Genomic DNA, 22,397 nt, shown 5'->3' with positions numbered 1-22,397 from the left:
AAAAATGGGTGTCTTATTTTTTTGATTTTTTAACTCAAATGTTAAATTTGGAAAAAATAAATAAAATATTTAAAAATAATTATTATATCGAAATCGTATTAAAATTTCTTTATCAAAAAAAAGCAAAATGTTTAATTAAGACTCTTGCATTTTAATTAATTTTGCCTTTAATTTACACCCTGTAAAATTTTAAAACAATATAATTTAGTTAAATATGGAAATGAATGTTTCAAAAAATGATGAGCAAGTAGTTGCTAGAAAGGCAGGAGGTTTAAATCCAGCTGTTATTATTCCTATTCTATTTATTATAGGAGTATGTATTTATTTATTCGTTCTTGGGAGCCCAGGAAACTTTAAAGATGCAGATAAACTAGGAAGTGGTTCTGTAGCCTTTTCAAGTGTTGAAGGAAAAGACATTCACCCAGAATCGTTCTTAGGTATTATCTACAAAGGAGGGGTTATCGTACCAATCTTGATTACTTTCATGATTACTGTAATCGTTTTCTCTTTTGAAAGATATTTCGTTCTTGGTAAAGCTGCTGGAAAAGGAAACTTAGACAACTTCGTTGTACAAGTAAGAAGCTTACTAAACCAAAACAAAATTGACGAAGCTATCGAAGAGTGTGACAGACAACAAGGTTCTGTAGGTAACGTAGTAAAAGAAGGTCTTACTACTTACAAAGCACTTTCTCACGATACTACATTAAATAAGGAGCAGAAAATGGTAGCTCTTAACAAAGCTATCGAAGAAGCTACTACTCTCGAGATGCCAATGCTTGAGAAAAACATGATGATCCTTTCTACTCTAGGTACAGTTGCAACGTTAATCGCACTACTTGGAACCGTAATCGGGATGATCAAGGCATTCTTCGCATTAGGTTCAGGAGGTGGTACTCCGGATGCTGCTGCTCTATCTACAGGTATCTCTGAAGCCTTGATCAACACGGCATTAGGTATTGGTACTTCAGCAATCGCTATTATCCTTTATAACTTCTTTACATCTAAAATTGATGGATTAACTTACAAGATCGACGAGATCTCTATGAGTATCCAACAATCTTTCGCTGAATTCAACTAAGAATTAGCAAGATATTTGCATTAGCAATTAAAAGAAGTTTAATTAAAAATATTTTATAATAATGGCGAGAGTCAAACCAAAAAGACATGGAGTAGTTACGGACATGACCGCAATGTGTGACGTTGCGTTCCTACTTCTTACGTTCTTTATCTTGACCACTCAGTTTAAAAAACCTGACGTGGAGCAGATCAAACCGCCATCTTCAATTTCGGAAAAATTGCTTCCTGATGCTAGTTTAATGACTATCAACGCTACTCCGGATGGAAAATTCTATTTCCAGCCAGTGGACAATGCATCAGAAAGACTTGCTCTTTTGGATAAAATGGGACAAAAGTATGGTATTACTTTTGACAACAACCAAAAAGTGGCTTTCCAGAAAGTTCAGGCAATTGGAGTTCCAATGAACCAACTTAAAGGTTACTTGGATATGCCTGCAGATGAGCAGAAAAATTATAAGAGTCCTTCAGGAATTCCTATGGACAGTACAAATAAGCAGTTAATTGACTGGGTAAAAGAAAGTTTAAGCGTTAATCCTGACTACAAGTTAGCCATTAAAGGTGACGTTACAACGCAGTACCCTAAAGTTAAAAGTCTATTTGAGGGTTTAAGAGATATTGATTTTCTTAAATTTTGGTTGATTACATCACAAGAAGGTAAACCTAACGAATAATATCGATAGAAATGGCAGAAGTACAAGTACAAGAAAAAGGCGGCAAGGGCGGCAAGGTCCGTTCCAAGAAGCAAAACACCAGAGTTGATATGACTCCGATGGTGGACTTGGGTTTTCTATTGATTACCTTCTTTATGTTCACAACTACATTCAGTAAACCGAATGTTATGGATTTGGGTCTTCCGGCTAAACCGAAAGATGAAAAACAAAAACCACCTCCAACAGAAATTAAACTTTCTAACTCAATTTCTATCTTATTAGGAAAAAATAATAGAGTATTTTGGCACCAGCAGGATGCAACTTCCTTGAATGACCAGACTCTTATGGAAACTACTCTTGATAGAGAAGGAATTAGAAAAGTAATTCAGCAGGCAAAATCTAGAGCTGCAGATCAAACGAAATTTACCGTGATCATTAAGCCAACTGACGATGCTATATATAAGAACTTTGTTGATATTCTTGACGAAATGGCAATTACCAAAAGTGAGCAGTACGGTGTTACTGATATCAAACCTTGGGAAAAAGCTATTTACGAGAAAAAAGTAGGAGGTGCTGCTGCACCAGCTGCTGCTACAAAGTAATTTAACCATAAAATTGTTATATCTAATCTATGGCAGATGAAAATGTATACGGTCAGAATCTTACTCTAGACGAAATCGTATTTGAAAATAGAAACAAGGAATATGGTGCCTACGATATTAGACATCAGTATCCGAGACTTTTAACAAAGTCTTTTATCATCGGAACAGCATTATTCCTTTTGGCAGCTTTGTCTCCGTTCATCTATCTTACGATTAAAAATCTTACAGCTCCGCCTAAGCAAGAAGTAAAGGCAGATCTAGTAGATATTATCGAAGAAGAACCGATTATCGAGCAGCCTAAGGAAGAAGAACCACCGCCACCTCCTCCTCCAAAAGAAGAAGAGAAAATTGAGGTGATTCAGAACGTAGTTCCTGAGCCTGTAAAAGCTCCGAAAATTGAAACTCCACCACCACCGATTTCTAAGCAGTTGGAAACTACAACTGGTTTGAATAATCAGGAGGGGGTAAAGGCTCCGGCTTATACGCCGCCACCGCCACCACCATCTACAGGTACTAAAGCTAGTACAGCAGAGGTGAAAACAAATAATCCTAACGAGATCTACAAAGATGTTGACCAGTCTGCAGAATATCCTGGAGGTATGGGAGCATTAAGAAAGTTCTTGGGAGATAATTTTGATACTTCTTTAATGGAAGGAGGCGAAGGAACGCTTAAAGCTAAGCTGAAGTTCGTTGTAGAAAAAGACGGAACTGTTTCTGCAGTTACTATTGAAGAGAAATCTCCAAATGGCGACTTTAACAGTGAAGCTGTACGTGTAGTTAAGAAACTTAAAAAATGGACTCCTGCGAAGAGAAACGGGGAGAGCGTTAGATCTTACTATAGTGTACCATTTACTATGAACTTTGAATAAGACTTATTTGTTCAAAATATAAATAAAAAGAGAAGCATATGCTTCTCTTTTTATTTTTTTTGGTATTTTTGTTACATGATGTTCAATTGGTTATCCCTGGTTACGGGATTGTTTTATATCGTTTTAGGAATTGTAGTGATTGTCTATAAATTCTTCTTTACTATTTTGGAACCTGCTGTTGCCTATGCATTAGGTGTAGTACTGGTTATTTATGGTATTTTCAGAATTTACAGGGCGATCTCAAGAATTAAAAAATCGAGAAATGAAGAATAGTTTTAAGCTTGCAGTAATTTTTGTTTTGAGCATAATGCTTGCAAGCTGCAAAAAGGAGAAAAATGCTCCTTCCTATCACAAGGGTGATCTTACAATTTTTACTGACGAGTCCTTTCAAAGCGTCACAGAAGCATTAGCTGACGGCTATATGATCAACTACCCTGACACCCACATCAAAGTAGAAATAAAGAAAGAAGACTTAGGACTTCTTGATCTTCTGAAAGGAAGTGCGAAAGCCGTGGTAATGTCCAGAAATCTTACTCCTGAAGAAATAAAAACATATGAAGAAAGAACTGATCTGAAGTTTCTTCCCTCTAAATTTGCTGCAGATGCAGTAGTTTTTGTAGTTCCTAAAGACTCTCCGAAAGAAAGTATTTCCATGGAGGAAATCAATGCTGGACTGATGTCTGATAAAAAAGAATTTATCTTTGATGGAACCAACTCAAGTAATCTGAATTTTGTCGCTGAAAAATTAAAAAAACAGCCAAAAGACCTCCAGTTTTCAATTATCCCGGGAAATCAGAAGATCATAGAGGAATTAGGAAAGTATCCCAATAAAATAGGGGTTGTAGGGCTTAATACTTTTAGCCGTCCTTATGATAAAACTTCTGAAAAACTGAGAGAAATGGTTAAAATCCTCCCTGTTGTAGAAAAGGGAAAACTCTATAATGCAGATTTTAAAGGGCTAAGTACAATGGAATATCCCTTTACAAGAGTTCTTTATTTCTTGATTAATGAAGGTAATTTTAATATTGCCAATGGATTTATAAGATTTTCATGTACTCATTTAGGTCAAAAAATTGTTCAGAAAGAAGGTCTGCAGCCTTATAATATTTATAAGAGAGAAGTTCAGATGCGTTAAAAAATATTAAATTCACAATTTAGCCTTGTTAAAAATATTGATTTGGTCTGAAAATTGTGTAGAATATAACTCAATTATTAGAAAATATAAAATGAAAGATATAATGAATATGAATGTAAAGAAGATTGCTTTTGGAGCAGCCGTGGTATTTTTTACCGGTTTTGCCTCTGCACAAACATTGCAGGATGGTATCAACAGTATAGACAGTGATAAATTTGCTCAGGCAAAAACGAATTTCACTGAAATGATCGCTAAAGAGCCTACAGCTGAAAACTACTTCTATTTGGGAAATACTTTCTTAAGACAGGGAGAACCAGATTATGCTAAAGCAACTGAAAGCTTCAACAAAGGATTAGCTGCTGATGCAAAAAGCTATCTTAACAAAATCGGTTTAGCTGCTGTTAAATTAGGTAAAGGCGATAAAAACGCTGTTGCTGAAATTCAGAAAGTAGTGACTGATTCTAGAGAAAAAGATGCTGAAGTTCTGTTCAGAGCTGCAGAAGCTTTAACTTTATTTGAAAAGAACAGTTCACCTGATCTTGCTATCCAGTTCTTGACTAAAGCGATTGAAAAAGCTGAGAAAAAAGGTGTTCCTGCACATTATTATTATACATTAGGAGATGCTTACAGATTAAAAAGAATGCCAGGAGAGGCTATGTCTGCTTATGATAAAGCATTACCTACTGCTAAAAATAAAGCTTCCGTTTATACAAGAATGGCAACTTTATGGATGGCTGCACAAGTTTGGAAAAATGCAAAAGAAAGTATTGATAAAGCAATTGCTGTAGATCCTACTTACGCTCCTGCATACAAAGCATTGGCTGGTTATGACATCAGATATCAGCAGAATGCAAAGGCTACACAAGACCTTATCAACTATACAAAATACGCTGACGAAGATCCGTATACTCAGTTAGAAATTGCAAAATTATATTTCACAAACGAAGACTATGCAAATTCTAAAACAGTTTTGGATAAAATTTTTGACAAAATCGAAGATCCTATTAAGTTTAAATTAAGAGCTTATCAGGCATACGCAGATAAAAACTATGCAGATGCTAAGCAGAACATGGATACTTTCGCTTCTCAAGCTGAGAAAACTAGAATACAGCCTGCTGACCAAGGTTTACAAGGGCTTATTGCTGCAGGTTTAGCAAAAGATGAAAAAGATGCTGCTAAAAAATCAGCTTTAATGACGGAATCTCAGCAGAAAGTTTCTATCGCAAAAGCTGCTAAAGATGAAACAATGAAGTGGGATCTTGAACTAGCTAACATCGCTGGAGGTGGAGGTGCTTCTCAGGCAGATGTTGATAAAGGGCCTACTAACCCTGCCATTGAAGCATTGAAAAAGCAGGTTGCAGCTAATGCTCAGGATTCTGATGCATTATTCAAGTTGGCAACAGCATATCAAGATGTTAAAAACTGGAATGGGGCTATCCTTACATGGCAAAAAATGTCAGCTCTTCTTCCTGATTGGGCTCCTGCTTATTACAGCCAGGGATATTCTTACCAACAGGCTGGAAACAATGATGCAGCAAAAATAGCTTACGAAAAATTCATCAGTACAGTAAAACCTGCTGATCAGGAAGCAAACAAGCAGACTCTTGCTTATGCTTACTTTGCAGTAGCTTATATGAGCAAAGATTCTGATGCTGCAAAAGCAAAAGATTATGTAGCTAAATCTTTACAGTTAGATCCTACTTACCAGGATGCTGTAAAATTAAATGCAGAGATCAATAAGTAATTTAAAATTTAAATTATAGATATAAAAACTTCCCATTCGTAATGTTTGGGAAGTTTTTATTTTAAACTTATCTTTGATTATATGAAAACTGATATACTTGCTTTTGGAGCACATCCTGACGATGTAGAGCTAGGATGTGGCGGAACTATTGCTAAAATGGTTTCAGAGGGTAAAAAATGTGTAGTTGTAGATCTTACCAGAGGAGAACTCGGAACAAGAGGTACAGATGAAACAAGAAAGGCCGAGGCGGCAGATGCTGCTAAAATTTTGGGACTTTCAGCAAGAGAAAATCTTGGAATGAAAGATGGCTTTCTGGTAAACTCTGAAGAATACCAAATGAGGATCGTAAAAATGATTCGCAAATACCGCCCGGAAATCGTATTAGCCAATGCTATTGATGATAGACATCCGGATCATGCAAAAGGAGCGAAATTAGTGTCGGATGCGTGCTTTTTGTCCGGACTGAGAAAAATAGAAACTGTAGAAGAAGGAGAAAATCAGGAGGTGTGGAGACCTAAGCACGTTTTTCATTATATTCAATGGAAAGATATCAAACCGGAGTTCGTTATTGACATTTCAGAATTTCTGGATACAAAAATTGCATCTTGTATGGCTTATAAAACTCAATTTTATGACCCTGCTTCTAAAGAACCAGAAACTCCGATTACAACAAAAGACTTTTATGAGAGCTTAACTTACCGTGCACAGGATTTAGGGCGGTTATCGGGAGTTACTTATGCTGAGGGATTTACATCTGAGAAGTTAATTTCTTTGAAAAATTTTGATGGAATTGTTTGGTAGTTGAGGAAAATGTCCTATATTTGCACTCACAAAACGGTGATTGTAGCTCAGTTGGTTAGAGCGTCGGATTGTGGTTCCGAAGGTCGGGGGTTCGAGACCCCTCATTCACCCAAAGAAAGTACACTTTTTAAAAGTGTACTTTTTTATTTTATATCTGTTTCAATAATAACAGAGACTTCTTTTTTTACATTCTTTCTAAAAGATTTTTCCATCATACGCTTATAATTTGTAAGTCGGTGGACAAAAATGGTTCTCTTTAAGTTCTCAAAAATAAATTCATGGTTTGGTAATTGAAACTTTTATATTTGTTTAGCCAAAATCAAGGGGAATAATTCTCTTTAAATTATTTCAAATCAAAACTTTTAACATGAAAAAAATCTTTACAATCCTCACCCTGCTATTTGTACTAAAATCTTATGCTCAATCTTACTATAAAAATTTGTTTGATGAGAAGCATTATGATACATCATTAGGTAATTCAGACAGTCCTGATCAGGCTGAGTTTTCTTGGGGAGTTCCAGCACATATGGAAGCATTAGTACTAATGTATGAAAAAACACATGACGTAAAATATGCTAAAAACTTAATAAGATGCATAGGGAATGTTATTGATAGGAGAGATGATCTTAGGGAGCAGACACCAAGTTTAGGTTTAAGCAATATTTCTGATTATAGAGATAGTATTGGTCCTGTATGGTCAACCAATCATTATAATAAAGTCCCGAATGTTGGAAAGACTTATGCTCATATGGTGCACAGTGCTAACATAACCTACCCAATGGCTAAGTTCGCGGCTATTGTTAAAAATGATAGTTCTATTCAAAATATATTGTATCAATCAGGTGGCCGTTATAATAATATGACTTTTAAAAATATTGCTGATGATCTTAAACAAAAGGTAAAAGAAACGCTTATTTATCATAAAGATCAATGGCATGAGGAGCCATATCCTAATGATAGTATAGGATATTATCAAGAAAGAGATTCTATTAGTGTTAATAGTAACCCTCCGCTAAAGTATAAGGGTGAAATTTTACCGTTTAATATGCAAAGCTCTATGGGAAGGGTTTTGGTACAAATGTACAGGGCGACAGATGACCAGAGTTATCTTAAAAATCTTAATAAAGTTGCTAATTTCTTAAAATTAAATACTTCCGTTAACAACAATCTAGGTTCATATACCTGGAAATATTGGAATCTTTTTGACTTACGTGATGACATATCACATGCGGGTTTGACTGTAAGTTTTCCCTACGAATGCTTCAAATATAATATAAAGAATAACAATAACGATGCTCTTTATACATCTTTAGATATAGAGAGATATGTTAAAAGTTTTACAAAAGACATTTATCAGGGACCTTTATCGATAAATGATGCAGTGAATTATAACGGACTGAAATGGAATATTAAATATCATACTATAAATAATCTTCCTCCAGGTGATAATACCAATTATGATGCATATGTTTCCTACATATGGCTATATCTGTCCTCGGAATATGATAAAAAAATATATCAGATAATTGCAGACTTACAAGCTGCAAAAAATTATTATGATCATATCAATGTAGAAGGTTCATCTTTGACATTAGCTCTTTTAGCAAATTATGAAAACTTTATTGTCCCTGTGAATACTTATCATTTATGGGGTGAAGATTCTGATTGGAGAGGCGTTGCAAAGGGTAATTTCGATGAAGATGATGAAGATGAGTTTGTAAAAATTAGAAATTATGATGGGTTGATAGGTACTCTGGAACCTAGTGGTAAGAGTTTCGTTCCTGTTACAAACAGCACAGTCTATAGTGGCCTCTACAATTGGAAAGGATTGGGTGCAGGTGATTTCTTTGGAGATCATAAAAGCGAAATTATTGCATTAAGTGATCATGCTGATTTTAATAAGAATGGCTTTTATATTTTTAAAATTGAAAATAACCAAATCGTTGAGCATTCAAAATTTACAGGTTTTGGGGCAGAATCAGATTGGGTAGGGATTACTGCTGGAGATTTTATCAGTGGAGGTAAAGAAGACTTTATTGCTGTCAGAAATTATAATAAAGAAGTAAGAGTATATCAATTTAATGGTACTGATCCTGAATTAGTATATTTTAATCAGCTCAATTTGCCTGTAAATTCCAAAATTAAAGCGGTTGCTGCTGGTAATCTTGATGATGATCCAAAAGATGAAATTGTATTGTTGATTGATGCCGAAGATTATATGCAAAATGGTGTGTATGTTTATGATATTGATGATAATGGGGTAATGACACTGATTGATAAGTCTATAGGTTTTGGATCAGCTTCAGATTGGAAAGGATTGGCTGTTGGTAATCTGGATGGTGACGGAGCTGATGAAATTATCGCTCATAGAAACTTTGATGGAGATTATAAAGTTTTTAAACTGAAGGAATCAAATGGCGTTAAATTTTTAGATAATATTGGAATTGAAAGCTTTCCCGTTTTACAAACCAAAGATAATGTAATGTGTTTTGGAAACTTTGATTCAAGCTCACAAAATGATGAACTGGTTACGCTTAGAAAAGATGGAGGTATTGTAATGTTTTCTGCGGCAAAAGTAGTTAAAAGTCCTCCTTCTGCTAATAAACAATCAGATCCTTGTCAGAATGAGCTGCCGGAAGTGTTGTTCAGCCTCCTGAATCCGGTTCATTTTAATAACTAAACCATTTCGTTTTTGAAGTATATTTGAAATAATCACAAAAATAAAAATATGAAAAAACTCTTCACAGTTCTCGCTTTTTTATTCGTAATAAAGTCTTATGCTCAATCCTACTATAAAAATCTATTTGATAGTAAGCAGTATGATGTAGTACCTGATAATTCAAAAAGCCCAAACCAAGTAGAATTTTCGTGGATAGTATCTGCCCACATGGAAGCATTGGCATTGATGTATGAAAAAACACATGATGTAAAATATGCTAATGTTTTAATAGGAACTATTGGGAATGTAATTGATAGAAGAGATGATCTTAGAGATCAGCTGCAACCACCACAAACAGGCATAAATAATATATCTGATTACCGTGGAGTTTCTGGAGCAGCATGGTCAACCAATCATTATAATACAACTCCAGACGTAGGAGCTACTTATGCTCATATGGTGCATAGTGCTAACATAATCTACCCAATGGCTAAGTTTGCAGCAATAGTTAAGAATGACTCTACGCTCCATAATTTAAAATATACTTTGGAAGGCCGCTATAATGATATGACTTTTAAAGCTATTTCTGATGACCTTAAACAAAAAGTAAGAGAAACGCTTCTTTATCACGAAGGTCAATGGTATACGGAGCCTAATTCTAATAATAGTATAGGTTATTATAAAGAGCGAAATGATAATCCGCCAATACATAATGCTGGGGTAATTTTACCCTTTAATATGCAAAGTGCAATGGGAAGAGTATTGGTGCAGATGTATATGGCAACAGATAATCCGGATTATCTTACACAGATTAATCAAATTACCAATTTTTTAAAAGCAAATACTTCTTTTAATACTAATCTAGGATCTAATAGTTGGACTTATTGGAAAAAAGATACTTTACGGGAAGATATTTCTCATGGTGGCTTAACCATATCTTTTCCTTATGAGTGTCGTAAATATAATATTTCCAACGGATCAACACCTATTTATACGGATTCCGATATGCAAGCCTATGCTAATACCTTAACGAAAGATATCTATCAGTCTCCTTTGTACATCAATAATGGAGTGAACTATCCCGGAGAATACTGGAATCTTAAGTCCGGTTATAGAATGGGTAATGCAGATTTAAGTACCTATACCTGTTTTCAGTGGGCCTCCTTATCTAAATATGATGCAAAAATATATCAGCTGCTTGCTGAGATGCAAACGGCAGAAAATTATTATACACCTTTAACACCTGAAAACTTTCCTTTAGTAGTTGCCTATCTAGCCTATTATGAAAACTTAATTGTGCCTGTCAATACGGAACATGGATGGGGATCTAGCTCTGATTGGAGAGGGGTTGCAAGTGGTAATTTTGATGGAGATAGTGCTCATGAATTTGTTGTCATCAGAAATTATGATGGGATGATCGGTACAATGGAACCTGTTGGTAAGAAATTTCATTCCGTTACAAATGACAAATATTATAGTGGACAGTATGATTGGAGAGGTGTAGCTGCCGGTGATTTTTTTGGAGATAGCAAAAGTGAGATTATAGCTTTAAGTAATCATTCCGATTCTAGCAATAATGGGGCTTATATTTTAAAAATTGAAAATAATAATATTGTTGAACAGACAAAGTCTATAGGATGGGAAACACAGTCTGATTGGGTAGGAGCCGCCGCTGGAAACTTTATTACCGGAGGTAAAGATGATTTTATTGCTGTCAGGAATTTAAATAAAGAAGTAATTGTTTTTAAATTTAATGGGACCACTCCTGAACAAGTTTATATTAACACTCTTAATCTGCCAGCGGATTCTAAAATTGCAGCAGTAGCATCAGGTAATCTGGATAGTGATGCTAAAGATGAAATCGTATTACTTGTAAATTCTTCAACTGCAGCATATAACGGAATACATGTTTATGATATAGATGATAATGGAATAATGACAAAGATTGCTGAACATACATTGTGGGGAATTGCTTCAGAATGGAGAGGATTGGCTGTTGGTAATCTGGATGGCGATGGAGCGGATGAAATTATCGCTCACAGAAATTTTGACGGAGATTATAAACTATTTAAATTAAATGGAAATATCTTATCAGGTAATACTTCTGAAAAGTTTCCTATCCAGCAAACCAACGATAATATAATGTGTTTCGGGAATTTTAATTCAAGCTCGCAAAATGATGAACTCGTTACGCTTAGAAAAGATGGAGGTATTGTAATGTTTTCTGCTGCAAAAGTTATCAATAGTAATCCTAATCCTAATAAAACAGCAGATCCTTGTCAGAATGAGATCCCGAGTGAACTGTTCAGCTTTATGAAATCTCCGTCATTCAATAAGCAGGATTTGAAAGAAATAGTATCAGTAAAATAGAAAATCAATGAATAATTTTACATTATTTATCTTGTAGTAATAGAACGGGCTTTAGTCCGTTTTTTTTGTATAAATAATCAACAGTGTCAGCCATATCTGCTTTACAAGAAGGTGGCCTGATGAATTGCCTGATTTTAAAGCATAAAAAAAGCATCTTTTTCAGATGCTTGTGTTTTTTAATATTCTTTTTTAAACTTCGTCGTCAGAATCAATTGTGAATGATTTGCTTTTGAAGTCTTTATCATGTTTTTCTGAAATTACATCCTCACCCTTTTCATTAATGATGAAATCTGTGGACTCATTAAACATCTCCTGAAAACTCTTAAAATCTTCCTTGTAAAGGTAAATTTTATGCTTCTCGAATGTAGCTTCCCCATTCTCTCCGAAATTTTTCTTACTCTCAGTGATTGTAAGATAATAATCTCCTGCTTTCGTCTCACGCACATCAAAGAAATAAGTTCTTCTCCCTGCTTTTAACACCTTAGTGAAAATCTCATTTTCATGGCGTTCCTTGTATTCACTCATTGTTAGATATTTTTTAATCTTGTTAAGAACAAATATAAAAGAATTCTTTTAATCACAAAATTTTTTTTATGATTTATTTAACAATTGAGAACGAAACGGCTAAGCGGTTACAGAATTGGTAATTTCCGTCAGGTTGATAATTTGATCTGCTTTTTGAGCGCTAGACTCTCTGTGTGTGATGATTATGGAAGTAGCGTTACTTATCTTTTTATCGATATTTTCCAGAATATTCTGCTCAGTTTCGGTGTCTAAAGCAGACAAGGAATCATCAAAAATGATGATATTCGGGTCTTTAATTAAGGCTCTTGCAATACAAATTCTTTGCTTTTGTCCCCCCGAAAGCATTACTCCGCGTTCACCAACAAGTGTTTTATATTGCTCTTTAAACTCTACAATATTTTTGTGAACATCTGCAATATTTGAATATTCTACCACTTTCTCATGAGAAGGGTGATCAATGGCAAAACCTATATTATTTTCTATAGAATCAGAGAATAAATAGCTCTCCTGAGGAATATATCCAATGAAGTTCCTGTAGTTAATCAGATTATGATCTTTCAGGTTTTTACCATCTATCAAAATCTCTCCTTCGCTGGGATCTATCAATCGGCATAAGAGCAGGGCTATTGTTGATTTTCCGCTTCCTGTTTTACCCATAATGGCTAAAGATTCTCCGGCTTTAACTTTAAAGTTCAGATTATCCAGTGCCTTAATTCCTGTATTAGGATATACATAAGAAACATTCCTGAATTCTATATCTCCTTTGATAGGATAGTTTTCAAAATTAGTATTAATGATTTCCGATCTCTTATCCATGAATTCATTGATTCTTTGCATAGACGCTTCAGCTCTCTGGTTCACAGAAGTTACCCATCCAACCATAGAGAATGGGAAAATCAGCGTGTTGATATACATAAAGAAATCTGCAATTTTTCCGATGCTTAATTCTCCGGCAATATATTTAGCACCGCCAATCCAGATGATCGCTACGTTTAATAATCCGATTACAAAAAGAATAATGGTGAAGAAATACGCTTCTGTTTTGGCAAGATCCAAAGCTTTATTCTGATAATCGGTCACTTTTATTCCGTAGTTTTTTTCAATGTATTTCTCTCGGGCGAAGAATTTTACTACACGGATTCCTGAGAAACTGTCCTGAACAAAAGTTGAAATTGCAGACTGGCTCTTCTGCATGATCTTCGACTTTTTGTTAATGATAGAACTTACCTTATAAATAGCAAAAGATAAAATCGGAAGCGGAAGTAAAGTCCACATGGTCATGGAAGCATCCGTTTTTACCATATAAATAGCTGTGATCAGTACAAGGACGATCAGGTTGGCTACATACATCACTCCGGGACCAAGATACATTCTTACAGCAACCACATCTTCACTCAATCTGTTCATTAAGTCTCCGATGGTAGTCTGTTTATAATCCGTTAAGGATAAATCCTGATAATGTCTGTAAATTTTATTTTTAAGCTCGTATTCTATCCTTCTGGAAGCCACAATGATGGTCTGTCTCATCATGAATGTGAAAAATCCGGTCAAAAGGGAACACCCAACAATAATTCCTACATAGATCAAAACCTGATGGTTGAAGCCAAGGTTTCCATTTTTTGTAAGCTCATCAACAGACTTTCCTACAAACTGAACTTTATATATATTAAAGAAATTACTGGCAATGATAAATAGTACCCCCCAAAACAACAGTATTTTGTGTTTCCAAAAATAGGGGTTTAAGGTTTTTAACGCTTTCATATAGTTTGACAAAATTACAAAAATGTCATCACACTACGAATTTCATCAATTTTAAATTTTGTATCTTTGCACCCATAAAAAAGCTCTTTGAATGTTAGGAAGACGACAAATCCGTGAAAAAGTAGTACAGACAGTGTATTCATACTACCAAAATCCTGTAAAATTTGATGTTTTAGAGAAAAACATGTTTGCCGGGATAGAGAAAATCTATTATCTATACATCTATCAGCTCAATTTTTTGGTGGGTCTGAAAGATTTGGCAGAAAATCAGATCGAAATTGGTAAGAATAAATATCTTAAAACTGATGCTGATATTAATCCTAACCAAAAATTCATCAACAACCAAGTATTGCTTAAACTGGAAGAAAATCCTGAAAGATTATTCTTTACAGGCCAGCATAAGCAGTTGAAATGGGATATGCATGATGACCTATTGGTAAAAACTTTCCAAAGAATTACTGCAGGAAAGCGTTACCAGGATTTCATGAAAGAAGATGGATACTCTTTTGAAGAAGATCAGAAGTTTATCGGAAAATTATTTTTAAGATATATTGCTGAAAATGAAGATTTTCATGATTATCTGGGAGATAAAGAACTTTCATGGTATGATGATATTCACATTGCCAACTCCATGGTACAAAAAACAATCGGTTTCCTGAGAGAAGATGAAGAAAGCAGAACTTTAATTAAAATGATTAAAGATGAAGAAGATAAGACTTTCGCTGCAAAATTGTTGAGAGATACTCTGAACAACTGGGAAAACAATGAAAAGAAACTGGGAGAAAGACTTGAAAACTGGGATCTGGAAAGAGTTTCTTTAATGGATAAAGTAATTTTGTCTACAGCGATTGCAGAACTTGATAATTTTGCTTTCACACCTTCAAGAGTTATCATTAATGAATATATTGAAATTGCAAAAGTATTTGCTACTGACCGTTCCAATATCTTCATCAATGGTATTTTAGATAAATATTGTAAAGATCAAAATAGAATATAAAATGAAAAAGACGTTATCAATTATCGCCTTGTCTATTATAGGCTTTGGGTTAGTTTCATGTAAAAAAGAAAACAAAGAAACTCAAAGTACTGAAACTGCAACTACTGATTCTACGGCTGTTGCGGCTCCGGTAACCACTGATTCTGCAGCAGCACCTGTAACTGGTGAAGCAGCGGCTCCGGTTTCTAACGAACCATCTACTTCTGTTGCTTTATCTGAAAACAACTTCGATTTTGGGAAAATCAAAAAAGGAGATAAAGTGGAACACGTATATGAAGTTACCAATACCGGAAAAAATCCTTTAATCATTTCTGAAGTTAAGCCAGGTTGTGGATGTACTGCTCCTGATTTTACAAAAGAGCCGATTATGCCAGGTAAAAAAGGAAAGGTTACATTACACTTTGATTCTTCAAGCTTTGACGGAAACGTTCAGAAATATGCAGATGTTTTTGCAAACGTAGAGAAAGCTCCAATCAGATTAACATTCACAGCAAACATTCAACCATAATATTTAAAATATGTTGACACTATTTTTACAGGCAGCAGGTGGATCTTCACCTATGATGCTGATCATGATGGGAGTGATGTTTGTAGGATTTTATTTCCTGATGATCAGACCTCAGATGAGAAAGCAGAAGCAAGAGAAAAACTTTCAGGAAAACCTTAAAGTAGGAACAAGAGTAGTTCTTACCTCTGGTCTTCACGGAAGAATTGCTCAGGTTCAGGATGATGGTTTTGTTATTGAAACATTATCCGGAAAACTGAAATTTGAAAAAGCGGCAGTTTCCAGAGAAATGACAGAATCTCGTTTTGGAGATAAAGCAAAATCTGCAGATAAAGCGGATGACAAAAAAGAAACAGCAACTGAAGAGAAAAAATAATTCAGTCTGAAAATATTTTAGCTGCGGCGGGTGAACGAAGTTCACCCGCCGCAATTTTTTTATACAACTTACTGAACAGAACAAAATATAATAAAGATGATTAAGCAGTTTTTGTGTTCATTTGGGATTAGTGTTTAATAAAATTATCTTTGTCCTATGAATCAAAGCGCAAACAAAACGGTTCTTATTCTGGGAGCTAATTCAGATGTAGCAAAACAATGTATAAAGCAATATGTTGAAAAAGGATTTACAGTGATTGCTGCTTCCAGAAATACAACATCTTTGGATGATTTTATTTATTCAAATAATCTGGACTCTTCAAAAGTTTCTGTTTTGTTTTTTGATGCAGCAGATTTTGATTCACATCAGAAATTTTATTCCGAACTTTCCGCAAAACCTCATATTGTAGTATATGCCGCAGGTTTTTTAGTAGATAATCAGAAAGCGTTAACAGATTTCAAAGGTGCCAGGCAAATGATGGAAGTTAATTATATGGGCGGAGTATCTATCCTGAGTATTATTGCAATGGATAAAGACAACAAAAACCTTGAAAGGATCATTGGCCTTTCTTCATTGTCTGGAGTAAGAGGAAGAAAAAGTAATTTTGTCTACGGAAGTACCAAGGCTGCGTTTACTCAGTTTCTGGCCGGATTGAGGCAGGAATTGGCTTCCCGAAAAATCATTGTAAATGCTTTGGTCATTGGCTATATCAGAACAAAGATCAATGAAGGATTAGCATTGAATGAATCCTTGATCATGGAACCGGATTATGTGGCAAAATATATTGTCAATGCAGGAAATTCTTTTACCATTGTTCCGAATTTTAAATGGAAAATTATTTATTATATTCTGAAATTGCTTCCGGAAGGGCTTGCTGCGAAACTGCCTTAATCCTTTAGATGAGAATGTTTTTGAACAAAATCCTTGAAAGTATTATAGCCAGACCCTTCAAAACCAGATGCTGTAAAGATGAGATTGATTTTGTTGAAGAAGATTCAAAATAAGATATTGATCAACGATGGTATAACTTATCTTATTCCAGTTGGAACCATATTGATTGGTTTTTAATCAAAATAAAATAATTAATCAATAAGAAGGTTATAAAAGATTAATTTCCCTTAATAATTGGACTTCGGTATCGTTTTTGTAATTCTATGACCGAAAAATTATTTCTTCCTGCAAGATTCAATTTCTGAATGATTATTGAGTAAGCTGAAACAATCTGTTCTGCTGTCAATCTATTTTAATCTATAATACCATTTACTTTCACTTTTGAAGTGTAAGGTAAATTTCTTTTTTAGACAGATGTATTCAATTTCATTTTTAAATCCTGCAGAACTTAATATCTCATTGATAATAATAAACATATAGTATAAAATGGACGATTTAGAATTGAACAAGATTCAACAGCACTGGGACACGTTAATTTCTTCAGCAATTTCATGGGCACCAAGAGTTTTTACTGCAGTTATTTCTGCATTATTAATTTATCTGATTGGATCATGGATGATCAGAATGATTAAAAAGCTGGTTGAAAAAGCTTTTATAAAACGTAATATGGAAGCTTCTCTGCGACATTTTCTGTTGAATATTATCAATTGGGGGCTTAATATTCTGTTGTTTATTGTTGTTGTAACTCAATTGGGAGTACAGACATCTGCATTTGTTGCCATGATTGGTGCAGCTGGTTTGGCGGTAGGTTTGGCTTTGCAGGGCTCCCTGACAAATTTTGCAGGGGGAATATTAATTTTATTATTAAAACCTTTTAAAATTGGCGACTTTATTTCTACCAATTCCGGAGTTTCAGGAACGGTGCAGGCAATAGATATTTTCCATACAAAACTGGTTACACCACAAAACCAATTGGTAGTTATTCCTAATGGTGTGGTTTCAAATAACAGTATTACCAATTTTACCCAGCTGGGAACGAGAAGAACATCATTGGATATCGGAGTTGCATATGATGCAGATCTTAAGCAGACCAAAGATCTTTTAATGAATGTCATTAGAAATAATCAATATGCTCTTGCAACACCTGTTCCACAGGTAGTGGTTACCGAGCTTGGAGAAAGCGCTGTCAATTTATCGGTTAGAGTAAGTGCTTCTACAGAAAATTACTGGGCTATGAACGAAGAACTCATCATCGGTTGTAAAGAAGCTCTCGATAAAGCGGGAATCGGAATTCCTTTTCCACAACGGGATATTCATGTTTATAATCAATAATTAGATTTAATTTTTTTAAGAAACTCCTCCATTTACAATAATGTAGGAGTTTTTTTAATCAATATTTTGTAGCAACTCCAGAGCCTTCATCATATCAATTCCCTTACCCAGAACCGGTTTGAACAAATCTCCTTTTTCTTTGATTCTGTCCAGAGCATTATTAATATTAAAATCTATAGGTTTCAATCCGGGTTTGAATTCATTCCAATCCAAAGGCATAGAAACTGAAGCACCTTGTTTAGGTCTCAGGCTGTATGCACTTGCCAGGGTTTGTCCCGTCCTGTTTTGAAGATAATCGAGATAGATTTTTTTGTTATCCCTTTTTTGAAGGCTTCGTTCTAAAGTAGTGATCTTAGGAAGTCTGTCATTGACCTGTTTCATAAGAATATGGGCAAAATCTTTTACCTGGTCAAAATCATAATGAGCTCCCATGGGAATATAAATATGAATTCCTGTACTTCCGGAAGTTTTGCAGTATCCTTTTACTTTAATCGTTTTTAAAACCTCATTCACCTGAAGTGCTGTTTCAATTACCTCATCAAATGTATTTTTGGAAGATGGATCAAGATCTAAAACCAGATAATCAGGATGCTCCAGATCGGGTAAAGAACTATTCCATGGGTTGAGGTCTATACAGCCTAAATTATTCAGGTAGGCTAGAGTTGCTTTGTCATTGCAATACATATAGTCGATGTATTTATCATTGGATTCAGAATAAACCTGTGTAGTTTTTATCCAGTCCGGGATATGATCTCCGGCATCTTTCTGATAAAACCCCTGCTCTTCAATTCCATTCGGAAAGCGGTTGAGAGAAAGCGGACGGTTTTTTAAATGAGGCAGAATATAAGTAGCTACAGATTGATAATACTCAATGACATCTCCTTTAGTAATGCCATCTTTTGGGAAATAGGTTTTATCCTGATTGGTCAGTTTTACGATATGTTTGTCCAAAGTGATCTCTTTTTCTTTCTCAGAAACTTCAGTTTTTTTTGATGATGCTTTCGTTTTCATTTCTTTAGATTTTTTGGTGAAGGGTGAATCTTTGATATCTTTAAAATCTTTGTCTTCTCTTATCCCTATAAAAACAGGATGTCTGAAGATTCCGTCCCTTGTAATTTCAGAATATTTTATTTCACAGATCAGCTCAGGCTTTGTCCATGTTACCGGCATATTGGTCTTTGGAATAATTTCGAATGGAGATGATTTTACAACCAGCTTCTGAAGTTTCTGGTAAAGCTCTTTTAAAGAAGCATTATTGAAGCCTGTTCCCGTATGTCCACAGTAAGTAAGCTTTCCATTCAAATATTTTCCTAAAATTAAGGCCCCGAAACTTTTTCGTGAACCTCTGGGTTCTGTGAAACCACAAATAATAACTTCTTCTGTATTGGAAAATTTGATTTTCAGCCAGTCACTGGTTCTGTGATTTTCAATGTATGGGCTTTCTGCCCGCTTTGCAATCATACCTTCCAATTGCATTTTTTTCATCTGTGTAAAAAACTCAATACCCTTTTCCTGAATATGATCACAATATTTAATACGATCAGTTTCTGTCAGAGTCTCTTTTAAAAGTTCCTTTCGCTGAATAAGGGGAAGGTCTTCGGTAGAATGACCATTTAGCCATAGAAGATCAAAAACATGGTACACAAGCGCAGCATCCGGATGATCTCCAATCTGCTGTAAAAACTGGAAATTAGGTTCCCCTTGTTCATCATACGCTACAACTTCACCATCCAGAATCATATGATGTTTCTGTTTTTCGAATTCCAGTGCAATTTTTTCGAATTTTGATAAAAAGGAAATTCCATTCCGGGAATAGAAGAGAGGAGTGTCATGGCTTAAGTCGGCAATGGCTCTATAGCCGTCCCATTTTATTTCAAAAATCCAGCCTTTATCATTGAAGGCTTCTTCGGAAAGCTTAGCCAACATGGGCTTTATGAAGGACTTTAATTTTTTTTCGTTCGTTAAAGAATTAAAATTTCTGAACGGTTTTTCAAAGGTTACGACTTCTTTTTTTCTTTTATTTTTAAGCTTTTTTTTTCCTCTAAAAATTGGGTAACCAAAGATTTTGGTGAGGTGTTTTCTTCAGCGTCATAAGGGCTTTCTGCAAATTCATCCTTATGTTTGATGAGCAGCCATGCATTGTCGTCTGTGTTTTTCATTTTAACCAAAGCAAATTCACCTTTCAGTTTCTTACCGTGTAAAATGAATTTTAAAGAACCGGCATGCAATTCTTTCAGCAGCTCTTTTTCATCAGAAAGTTTGGTATTTTCTTCCAAAGGTTCATAAGTTCCACTGTCCCATACTTCCACTTGCCCGGCACCATAATTTCCTTCAGGGATATTTCCTTCAAAATCCTTATAATCGTAGGGATGATCTTCCACCATCATGGCCAGACGTTTATCTTTTGGATCTAAAGAAGGGCCTTTCGGAACGGCCCAGCTTTTCAGTACACCTTCCATTTCAAGCCGGAAATCATAATGAAGTCTGGATGCAGCGTGTCTCTGAATCACAAAAATCAATTTATCTTTGCTTTTTTTGGTTTTTCCTTTAGGTTCGCTGGTTTCATCGAACTTTCGTTTTTCATTATAATCTTTGAGAGCCATTACGATGCAGATTTGGATTTAGAGGTATTCAGACTTGCTTTTAACTGCGCCATGAGGTCAATCACTTTGCCTTCTTTTGCAGGCTGTGCTTTTTTGGCTTTTATATTTTTGCCTTTTGCTTTCTGCTTGATGATTTTCATCAGTTCATCAGAATAGGTGTCTTTGTACATCGCAGGATCAAATTCCTGGGAAAGCTGCTCAATAAGGTTAACCGCCATTTTAAGTTCTGCCGGTTTCGGAGCTTTTTGCGCGGGAATTTTTAGATCTTTATAATCCCTTATTTCCTGATCAAACCTTAAACGATTGAGAACGAGGATGTCATCTTTGTACGGGCGGATCATTCCAATGGCTTCAGCTTCACGGAGCACAAATGTTCCGATTCCTACCATAGCTGTTTTTTCAAGAGCTTTCAGTAAAAGTCTGTAGGCATTTTCTCCATTTTTCTGAGGCTCCAGATAATAAGGGTTTTCAAAATACACACTGTCTACTTCCACTTCCTTTACAAACTGGTCAATAGAGAGTATTTTTGACTTTTCGGGGCTTGCCGCTTCGTAATCTTCCTCATCGAGAATGATATATTTGTCGTCCATGAGATAACCTTTGACGATATTTTCCCATTTAACTTCTTTTCCTGTATTTTCATTTACTCTTTTGAAACGGATATTAGAAAAATCAGATTTGTCGAGCATATCGAGATCCAGTTTTGTGGTTTCCGTTGCCGAATAAATTTTAACAGGAATGTTGACTAAACCGAAGCCAATGGCACCATTCCAAATTGCTTTCATTGTCTTACGTTTTTAAAAATCAAGCAATTAACATGCCGTTGGAGGCCTGTGTGGTACCTTTAACCGGCTTTTTGTCAAATGACAATTGTTTTTAGCCCCGACTTTTATACCTTTATATTTCCGTAATCTGTGGTTACAAAAAATATGGAAGAACTTTTTAATTATATCAAAAAATTCGGGACACTGAATCCTCAGGATGAACTTTTGATTGCTGAAGGAATTCAGGAAATCACTGTAAAGAAAGGGCATCCTTTCATAGAAGCAGGAAAGGCGAGTCAAAGAATTGCTTTTGTAAAAGAAGGGGTCTTCCGGTCTTTGTATTATAATAAACAGGGGGATGATTTTACGCGCTATTTTATTTACGAAGGAAGGTTTATCGGAGATTTTCAGGGCTTTACCGATCAGCTTCCCGCTCACGAAGATATTGAAGCTATTACTGATGCTGTATTGCTGGTGATAGATCTTAAGCATTTTAAAATACTGGAAGAGAAAATAATAGTCTGGCCAGTTTTATTTGCCAGAATCCATGCTTTTGTTGTGGAGAATAAACTGAAGGTAGCGAGTATCATGCTGAATCAGGATGCGAAATCACGCTATATTCACTTTTTAAATCATTATCCGGGCCTTGCCAACAGGGTTCCGCAATCTATGCTGGCATCTTATCTTGGGGTGACTCCCTCTTCATTAAGCCGGATCAGAAGGAATATAGTTTAGA

Annotated in this window: 21 protein-coding genes and 1 tRNA gene; 17 read left to right on the top strand and 5 right to left on the bottom strand. The window is 35.2% G+C overall.

Annotation, left to right across the window (positions count from 1 at the left end):
- Positions 1 to 214: 214 nt before the first annotated feature.
- The 11 genes from CHRYMOREF3P_RS11600 (at position 215) to CHRYMOREF3P_RS11550 (ending at position 11,907) form a co-directional block, all read left to right on the top strand.
- Positions 215 to 1,078, top strand: coding sequence for a MotA/TolQ/ExbB proton channel family protein (locus CHRYMOREF3P_RS11600; RefSeq protein ID WP_047386005.1), 864 nt, complete (start codon positions 215 to 217; stop codon positions 1,076 to 1,078).
- A gap of 61 nt (positions 1,079 to 1,139) precedes the next feature.
- The gene (locus CHRYMOREF3P_RS11595) at positions 1,140 to 1,748 is read left to right on the top strand and encodes an ExbD/TolR family protein (RefSeq protein ID WP_047386006.1); all 609 of its coding nucleotides are present in this window, start codon (positions 1,140 to 1,142) and stop codon (positions 1,746 to 1,748) included.
- 11 nt (positions 1,749 to 1,759) lie between these two features.
- Positions 1,760 to 2,329 carry an ExbD/TolR family protein gene (locus CHRYMOREF3P_RS11590; protein ID WP_047386008.1) on the top strand — a complete coding sequence of 190 codons (570 nt, stop codon included), beginning with the start codon at positions 1,760 to 1,762 and terminating at the stop codon, positions 2,327 to 2,329.
- Between the two features lie 29 nt (positions 2,330 to 2,358).
- A complete protein-coding gene (locus CHRYMOREF3P_RS11585; protein ID WP_077418835.1) occupies positions 2,359 to 3,198 on the top strand; it encodes an energy transducer TonB in 840 nt (279 codons plus the stop codon).
- A gap of 75 nt (positions 3,199 to 3,273) precedes the next feature.
- A complete protein-coding gene (locus CHRYMOREF3P_RS11580) occupies positions 3,274 to 3,471 on the top strand; it encodes a DUF308 domain-containing protein (RefSeq protein ID WP_172617109.1) in 198 nt (65 codons plus the stop codon).
- Complete coding sequence (locus CHRYMOREF3P_RS11575) at positions 3,461 to 4,333, top strand: PstS family phosphate ABC transporter substrate-binding protein (RefSeq protein WP_077418837.1); 873 nt, start codon at positions 3,461 to 3,463, stop codon at positions 4,331 to 4,333. The genes CHRYMOREF3P_RS11580 and CHRYMOREF3P_RS11575 overlap by 11 nt, the downstream gene beginning before the upstream one ends.
- A 91-nt stretch (positions 4,334 to 4,424) precedes the next feature.
- On the top strand, positions 4,425 to 6,077 hold the full coding sequence (locus tag CHRYMOREF3P_RS11570) for a tetratricopeptide repeat protein (RefSeq protein ID WP_077418838.1): 1,653 nt from the start codon (positions 4,425 to 4,427) through the stop codon (positions 6,075 to 6,077).
- Between the two features lie 81 nt (positions 6,078 to 6,158).
- Positions 6,159 to 6,878, top strand: coding sequence for a bacillithiol biosynthesis deacetylase BshB1 (bshB1, locus tag CHRYMOREF3P_RS11565; protein ID WP_077418839.1), 720 nt, complete (start codon positions 6,159 to 6,161; stop codon positions 6,876 to 6,878).
- Positions 6,879 to 6,913: 35 nt separating this feature from the next.
- Positions 6,914 to 6,989 (top strand) — tRNA-His (locus tag CHRYMOREF3P_RS11560).
- A gap of 256 nt (positions 6,990 to 7,245) precedes the next feature.
- Positions 7,246 to 9,558 carry a hypothetical protein gene (locus tag CHRYMOREF3P_RS11555; RefSeq protein WP_180564686.1) on the top strand — a complete coding sequence of 771 codons (2,313 nt, stop codon included), beginning with the start codon at positions 7,246 to 7,248 and terminating at the stop codon, positions 9,556 to 9,558.
- A gap of 48 nt (positions 9,559 to 9,606) precedes the next feature.
- Complete coding sequence (locus CHRYMOREF3P_RS11550; RefSeq protein ID WP_180564685.1) at positions 9,607 to 11,907, top strand: VCBS repeat-containing protein; 2,301 nt, start codon at positions 9,607 to 9,609, stop codon at positions 11,905 to 11,907.
- A 189-nt stretch (positions 11,908 to 12,096) separates the two neighbouring features.
- Here CHRYMOREF3P_RS11550 and CHRYMOREF3P_RS11545 read toward each other — a convergent pair whose 3' ends face one another.
- Both CHRYMOREF3P_RS11545 and CHRYMOREF3P_RS11540 read right to left on the bottom strand, forming a co-directional pair.
- A complete protein-coding gene (locus CHRYMOREF3P_RS11545; protein WP_034701927.1) occupies positions 12,097 to 12,432 on the bottom strand; it encodes a DUF3276 family protein in 336 nt (111 codons plus the stop codon).
- Positions 12,433 to 12,531: 99 nt separating this feature from the next.
- A complete protein-coding gene (locus CHRYMOREF3P_RS11540) occupies positions 12,532 to 14,193 on the bottom strand; it encodes an ABC transporter ATP-binding protein (protein WP_077418842.1) in 1,662 nt (553 codons plus the stop codon).
- Positions 14,194 to 14,284: 91 nt separating this feature from the next.
- On the opposite strand from CHRYMOREF3P_RS11540, the gene CHRYMOREF3P_RS11535 reads away from it, so the two are divergent.
- The 5 genes from CHRYMOREF3P_RS11535 (at position 14,285) to CHRYMOREF3P_RS11515 (ending at position 18,294) form a co-directional block, all read left to right on the top strand.
- Positions 14,285 to 15,190, top strand: a complete 906-nt coding sequence (locus tag CHRYMOREF3P_RS11535; protein ID WP_077418843.1) for a transcription antitermination protein NusB — start codon at positions 14,285 to 14,287, stop codon at positions 15,188 to 15,190.
- Between the two features lies 1 nt (position 15,191).
- Positions 15,192 to 15,698, top strand: a complete 507-nt coding sequence (locus CHRYMOREF3P_RS11530; protein WP_180564684.1) for a DUF1573 domain-containing protein — start codon at positions 15,192 to 15,194, stop codon at positions 15,696 to 15,698.
- 10 nt (positions 15,699 to 15,708) lie between these two features.
- Positions 15,709 to 16,071: a preprotein translocase subunit YajC gene (gene yajC, locus CHRYMOREF3P_RS11525; RefSeq protein WP_077418845.1), complete on the top strand. Its 363-nt coding sequence runs from the start codon at positions 15,709 to 15,711 to the stop codon at positions 16,069 to 16,071.
- A 156-nt stretch (positions 16,072 to 16,227) separates the two neighbouring features.
- Positions 16,228 to 16,962, top strand: a complete 735-nt coding sequence (locus CHRYMOREF3P_RS11520; RefSeq protein ID WP_180564683.1) for an SDR family NAD(P)-dependent oxidoreductase — start codon at positions 16,228 to 16,230, stop codon at positions 16,960 to 16,962.
- A gap of 486 nt (positions 16,963 to 17,448) precedes the next feature.
- Positions 17,449 to 18,294, top strand: coding sequence for a mechanosensitive ion channel family protein (locus CHRYMOREF3P_RS11515; RefSeq protein ID WP_180564682.1), 846 nt, complete (start codon positions 17,449 to 17,451; stop codon positions 18,292 to 18,294).
- Between the two features lie 54 nt (positions 18,295 to 18,348).
- Here the strand turns inward: CHRYMOREF3P_RS11515 and ligD are convergent, their stop codons facing one another.
- The 3 genes from ligD to CHRYMOREF3P_RS11500 all read right to left on the bottom strand — a co-directional run bounded on the left by ligD (position 18,349) and on the right by CHRYMOREF3P_RS11500 (position 21,682).
- A complete protein-coding gene (ligD, locus tag CHRYMOREF3P_RS11510; protein WP_180564681.1) occupies positions 18,349 to 20,220 on the bottom strand; it encodes a DNA ligase D in 1,872 nt (623 codons plus the stop codon).
- Between the two features lie 71 nt (positions 20,221 to 20,291).
- A complete protein-coding gene (locus CHRYMOREF3P_RS11505) occupies positions 20,292 to 20,897 on the bottom strand; it encodes a DNA polymerase ligase N-terminal domain-containing protein (protein ID WP_180564680.1) in 606 nt (201 codons plus the stop codon).
- Positions 20,897 to 21,682: a Ku protein gene (locus tag CHRYMOREF3P_RS11500; RefSeq protein WP_180564679.1), complete on the bottom strand. Its 786-nt coding sequence runs from the start codon at positions 21,680 to 21,682 to the stop codon at positions 20,897 to 20,899. Before CHRYMOREF3P_RS11500 ends, CHRYMOREF3P_RS11505 begins: the two co-directional genes overlap by 1 nt.
- Before the next feature lie 144 nt (positions 21,683 to 21,826).
- Between CHRYMOREF3P_RS11500 and CHRYMOREF3P_RS11495 the strand changes: the two genes are divergently transcribed.
- Positions 21,827 to 22,396 (top strand): Crp/Fnr family transcriptional regulator, encoded by a 570-nt coding sequence (locus CHRYMOREF3P_RS11495; protein ID WP_077418852.1) that lies wholly within the window; start codon positions 21,827 to 21,829, stop codon positions 22,394 to 22,396.
- The last annotated feature ends 1 nt before the right edge of the window (position 22,397 follow it).

Origin of the sequence: Chryseobacterium sp. JV274, assembly GCF_903969135.1 — a bacterium.
Lineage (GTDB): Bacteria > Bacteroidota > Bacteroidia > Flavobacteriales > Weeksellaceae > Chryseobacterium.
The sequence above is the reverse complement of the archived record's forward strand: the minus strand, read 5'-3'. Positions and strand labels throughout refer to the sequence as shown.